4 protein-coding genes are annotated in these 4,996 nt (G+C 31.1%); all 4 read right to left on the bottom strand.

Annotated features, from left to right (window positions below; translation table 11 throughout):
* Positions 1–157 precede the first annotated feature (157 nt).
* Positions 158–1,603 (bottom strand): GspE/PulE family protein, encoded by a 1,446-nt coding sequence (locus tag HGPT_RS01220; RefSeq protein ID WP_019138071.1) that lies wholly within the window; start codon positions 1,601–1,603, stop codon positions 158–160.
* Entirely contained in the window at positions 1,596–3,677 is a 2,082-nt protein-coding gene (gene topA, locus HGPT_RS01215; protein ID WP_019138070.1) for a type I DNA topoisomerase, read from the bottom strand. Before topA ends, HGPT_RS01220 begins: the two co-directional genes overlap by 8 nt.
* A gap of 25 nt (positions 3,678–3,702) precedes the next feature.
* Complete coding sequence (dprA, locus tag HGPT_RS01210) at positions 3,703–4,782, bottom strand: DNA-processing protein DprA (protein WP_019138069.1); 1,080 nt, start codon at positions 4,780–4,782, stop codon at positions 3,703–3,705.
* 10 nt (positions 4,783–4,792) lie between these two features.
* On the bottom strand, positions 4,793–4,996 hold a 204-nt coding region (locus HGPT_RS01205), incomplete at its 5' end, for a magnesium chelatase subunit ChlI family protein (protein ID WP_019138068.1).

Genomic DNA, 4,996 nt, shown 5'->3' with positions numbered 1-4,996 from the left:
TTCTTAAATTCAAAAGAATTAGATGACTCAATATTTTCTTCGATTTTTATTGGCCTAAGTCCTTTTCTTTTTAGTTTTTCCTTAGCTTCACTAAAATTTTCAGCTTCAATGTTTCCAACTAATTTGCCACTGCCCTTAAAGGCCTTATACTTGTAAATCATAATTCACCAACAGTATGGATATTTCTATAGTATTCTTCAAAAGTCGTCTCTCCTTTTTGAATTAAAGACAAGATTTCTTTTGATAAAGTTCTCATTCCCTTTTCAACAGCACGTTCTTTAATACTTTTAATAGACTCTCTTCTAGTGATCATATCTCTGATTTCACTATCGACTATCATAATTTCAAAAACTGCCATTCTTCCAGAATATCCTGAATTACATCGCTTGCAAGACTTTGCCCTATAAACATATTCACTCTTTATAAGTGGATTTGTATTTTTTACTTTAACTTTACAGTGTGGACACAACTTTCTTATTAATCTTTGTGAAATTACTCCAATAAGTCCAGCAGAAATTAAGTAAGGTTCAATCCCCATATCCACTAGTCTTCCAATTGATGCAGGAGAACTTTCTGTATGAAGTGTCGATAAAACTAAATGACCAGTTATAGAAGATGAAATAGCAATATGTGCGGTGTCTTCATTTCTAATTTCACCAATCATAATTTTATCTGGGTCCATTCTCAAAATTGCCTTTAAACCTTTTTCGAAAGTTAATCCTGTATTTTGATTTACTTCAATTTGATTAATACCATCAATTTTATATTCTATTGGATCTTCTATAGTCATAATATTTATGTCTTCATCTTGAATTTTCCTAAGAAGTGTATAAAGTGTAGATGTCTTTCCTGAAGAAGTAGGACCACAAGTTAAAATAAGTCCCGATGGTTGGGATATTAATTTCATAACCTTATCATAATTTTCTCCAATGAGTCCTATGCCCTCTGGTGTATAAGAAATCCTTTGGATATCTAAAATTCTCAATACGATTTTTTCGCCATTACCAGTTGGTGTTGTGGCAACTCTTATGTCGATTTTCTCACCCAAAAAATCAAAGGAAAATCTTCCATCTTGAGGTAATCTTTTTTCAGAAATATCAAGTTCAGATAAAATTTTTATCCTAGTTACAAGATGAGGATAAATTTTTTTAGGTAAATCTATGAGTTTATTGAGAGCACCATCGACTCTTATCCTAACTATTATATTTTCAAATCTCGGTTCAATGTGGATATCGCTGGCATTTTTCTCAATGCTTTCTTTTAAAATAAAATCTAGGACTCTCACAGCAGGAGAATCTTCCTTTTCATCTTCTTCTAAAATAAGGATGTCTTCATATTTGTTATTTATCGAATCTATTAAAAAATCAGTATCCCTATTTTTATAAACTTCATCTAAGAGAGTTTTTATTTTTTCTTCACTTGCTTTTTCAAATAAAACATCTCTTCCTAGCTTTTCTTGGAGATTATATTTCAAAATCTCATCATCAATATGTAAAGAGTAGAAGACCACTAGGTCGCCTTCTTCTCTATAAGGAGCTATAAAATTCTTTCGGCAATAATTTTCTGCTAATTTATTTTTAATATCAAAAGAAAAATTATTCACTTTCCTCTCTCCTGTAGTCACAAGTAGAATTACTACATTTTATTGTCTTTTTATTTCTTGACTTCATCTCTGTCAAAATGCTGCCACATTTTGGACATTTTTCATCAATTGGCTTATTCCATGATACAAATTCACATTTAGGATATTGGTCGCAGCCGTAAAAAATTCTTCCTTTTTTACTTCTCTTTACAACAATTTCTCCTTCGCCACACTCTGGACACTTAACTCCAATTTTTTCCACGAGAGCTTTTGTGTTTCTACACTCTGGAAAACCTGGACACGCCAAGAATTTTCCATATCTGCCCATTTTTATAACCATGTTTCTTCCACATTTTTCACAAATTTCATCAGTTACTGGATCTTCTATTTGAACTTTTTCTATATTTTCATAAGCCTTGTCTAGATCTTCTTTCAAATCACTATAAAAGGCTCTAACAAGTTCCTTCCAGGCTTTTTTCCCAGCAGCAATTTCATCTAATTCAAATTCCATTTGAGCAGTGAATTTTTTATCTACTAAGTTGTCAAAATTATCAACTAAAATTTCGTTGACAGTTTGTCCAAGTTCCGTTGGCACAAATTTTTTCTCTTCAAGTACAACATAATATCTACTTTGAAGAGTAGAAATAGTTGGTGCATAAGTTGACGGTCTTCCCACACCTAGAGCTTCAAGTTCTTTTATAAGAGAAGCTTCATTGTATCTTGGAGGTGGATTTGTAAAGTGCTGTTCTTTTTTTATGTCTTTTAATTTTAAAACTTGTCCCTCTTCAAGAGGTGGAAGTTCCTTGGCTTTTTCAAGACTGTAATCATAAACTCTTAAAAAACCATCAAAATCTAAAGTTGATCCACTTACTCTAAAAACTTCTGCATTAGAAACAATATCAGCAGAAATTGTGTTGAAAATTGCATCTGCCATTAGTGAAGCAACAAATCTATTCCAAATCAAAGAATATAATTTAAATTGATCCTTTGAAAGAGAATCTTTAATAGAATAAGGAGTTTTATTTACATCCGTTGGTCTAATACATTCGTGAGCGTCTTGTATATTTTCAGTTTTTTTCTTTACAGCTACTTTTTTCTTTCCAAGATAATTTTCGCCATAAGACTTTTCTATAAAATTAAGGCAGGCATTTTGTGCTTCTTGAGAAATTCTAGTTGAGTCAGTTCTCATATAAGTTATAAGACCAACAGAACCTTCCTTTGGAAGTTTTACCCCTTCATATAAACTTTGAGCTACCATCATAGTTTTTTTAGTAGAAAAGTTAATTCTCCTAGAACTTTCTTGTTGCATTGTAGAAGTCGTAAAAGGATTTGGTGATTTTCTAGATCTCTTTCCTTTTTTTACAGAGTCTACAGTAAAATTATCCTTATCTACTTTATTTATAACCTTATCAGCATCTTTTTCAGTCTTTAGTTCAACTTTTTTTGCCTTATTTTTTTCCTTTACACCATAATAATCTGCCAAGAGCTTTCTTCTCCCAGCTCTCAAATCAGCTTCTATTGTCCAATATTCTTCAGCGATAAAATTATTAATTTCATCTTCTCTGTCACAAATTAATTTTAAGACAGCTGACTGAACACGACCTGCTGAAAGACCAGACTTTACTTTTTTCCATAATAGCGGGGAAATTTTATAACCTGCAAGTCTATCAAGTTCACGTCTTGCTTGTTGTGCGTCAACAAGGTTCATGTCAATTGTCCTTGGATTTTTAATTTCTCTTTTAACTGTATCCTTAGTTATCTCATTAAAGGTAACCCTATTTTTTTCATCTTCCTTCATTCCCAAAATATATGAAAGATGCCATGAAATAGCCTCTCCCTCTCTATCAGGGTCAGTAGCGAGAAAAATCTTTTTTGCTTTTTTCGCTTCAGACTTAATTTCTTTTATAAGTGGCCCCTTGCCATATATATTCATATATTGTGGTTCAAAATCTTTTTCTATATCTATGCCAAGCTTTGACTTAGGTAGATCTCTTACATGACCTACAGAAGCAATTACATTGTAATTATTTCCAAGCATTTTTTTTATTGTCTTTGCCTTAGTGGGCGACTCCACTATTACAAGATTTTTTGCCAAAATATCATCTCCTTCTTCCCATAATTTATTTTAAAATTTGAAATTCATTCATAGAAATTTTTTCGATAATTCCCTTTAATTCCAACTTAGTCAATATCTTATTTATATAAAATACCTCATTATTTAAATTTATGCAAATATCATTAGTGTTATTTATTCCCTTTTCTATGAGATTATAGACTGCCATTTCTTCAAGATCTAGCTCAATTTTTTCTTCTTTATCCTTTTTGGATAAAATCCCTGGATAAAAATCTAAAATATCCTTTATTTCAACTAAAGGTATTGCTCCGTCACGAATTAATTTATTGGTCCCAACAGAATAAATTGATGTAATATTTCCTGGAACTGCAAAAACTTCTCGACCCTGTTCTGCAGCAAGTCTTGCAGTTATTAAACTTCCACTCTTATCCTTTGCTTCCACAACTACAACAGTATCAGAAATCCCAGAAATAATTCTATTTCTCATGGGAAAAGTAAATTTGTTGGCACCTGTCCCAAGAGGAAACTCGCTTATAATAGCACCTTTTTGTGAAATTTCTTCATAAAGGGACTTGTTTTGCTTAGGATAAATAACATCAATTCCTGTACCTAAAACTGCTATGGTATTTAAATTATTTAAAAGTGCTCTTCTGTGAGATAAGGTATCTATCCCATAAGCCATGCCACTTACAATGGTAAAATCATAAAATCGCAAATCATCAATTATTTTATTTACCGCCATATTCCCATAAGATGAATGACTTCTTGCTCCAACAAAGGCAATTGGGTTATATATTTTTAAATCTCCCTTTATGTATAAAACTGAGGGTGGATCTTCAATATATCTAAGCCTATCTGGATAAGTATCATCTAAAATTGTAACTATACTTACATCAAGAATTTCTATTCTCTCATTTATTTTTTCAATTATATTCTTATAATCTCTTGCCTTTTCCTGCAATCTAGAATTGCTTCTATTAGATAGGACTTTTTCTTCAAAATAATTAACTTTATAAAAATCTTCAATAGGGATTTCTTTGTCCAATAAGTAATTTAAAACCTTTAAAGAGTTTTCACTAGAAAAATTTATTCCATTTAGAAAAATAAGTAATTCTCTTTCTGTCATCTAATCACTCCTAGTTGCCCCAAAACTTTTTATCCATTGTCCTGTATTGAATACTTTCTAAAATGTGATCTTCTTTTATATTTTCACTCTTATCCATATCAGCGACTGTCCTAGCAATTTTTAAAATTTTGTTATAAGTTCTGGCACTCATTCCATATTTTTTAAAGGCAAGTTCCAATATTTTTTCAGAATTTTTATCCAGATAACAATATTT

This window comes from Peptoniphilus timonensis JC401, assembly GCF_000312025.1.
Classification (GTDB): domain Bacteria; phylum Bacillota; class Clostridia; order Tissierellales; family Peptoniphilaceae; genus Peptoniphilus_A; species Peptoniphilus_A timonensis.
The sequence above is the reverse complement of the archived record's forward strand: the minus strand, read 5'-3'. Positions and strand labels throughout refer to the sequence as shown.

Coding starts and splice junctions, on each gene's coding strand:
- dprA (WP_019138069.1), bottom strand. CDS start 4,782: ATGACAGAAAGAGAATTACTTATTTTTCTAAATGGAATAAATTTTTCT.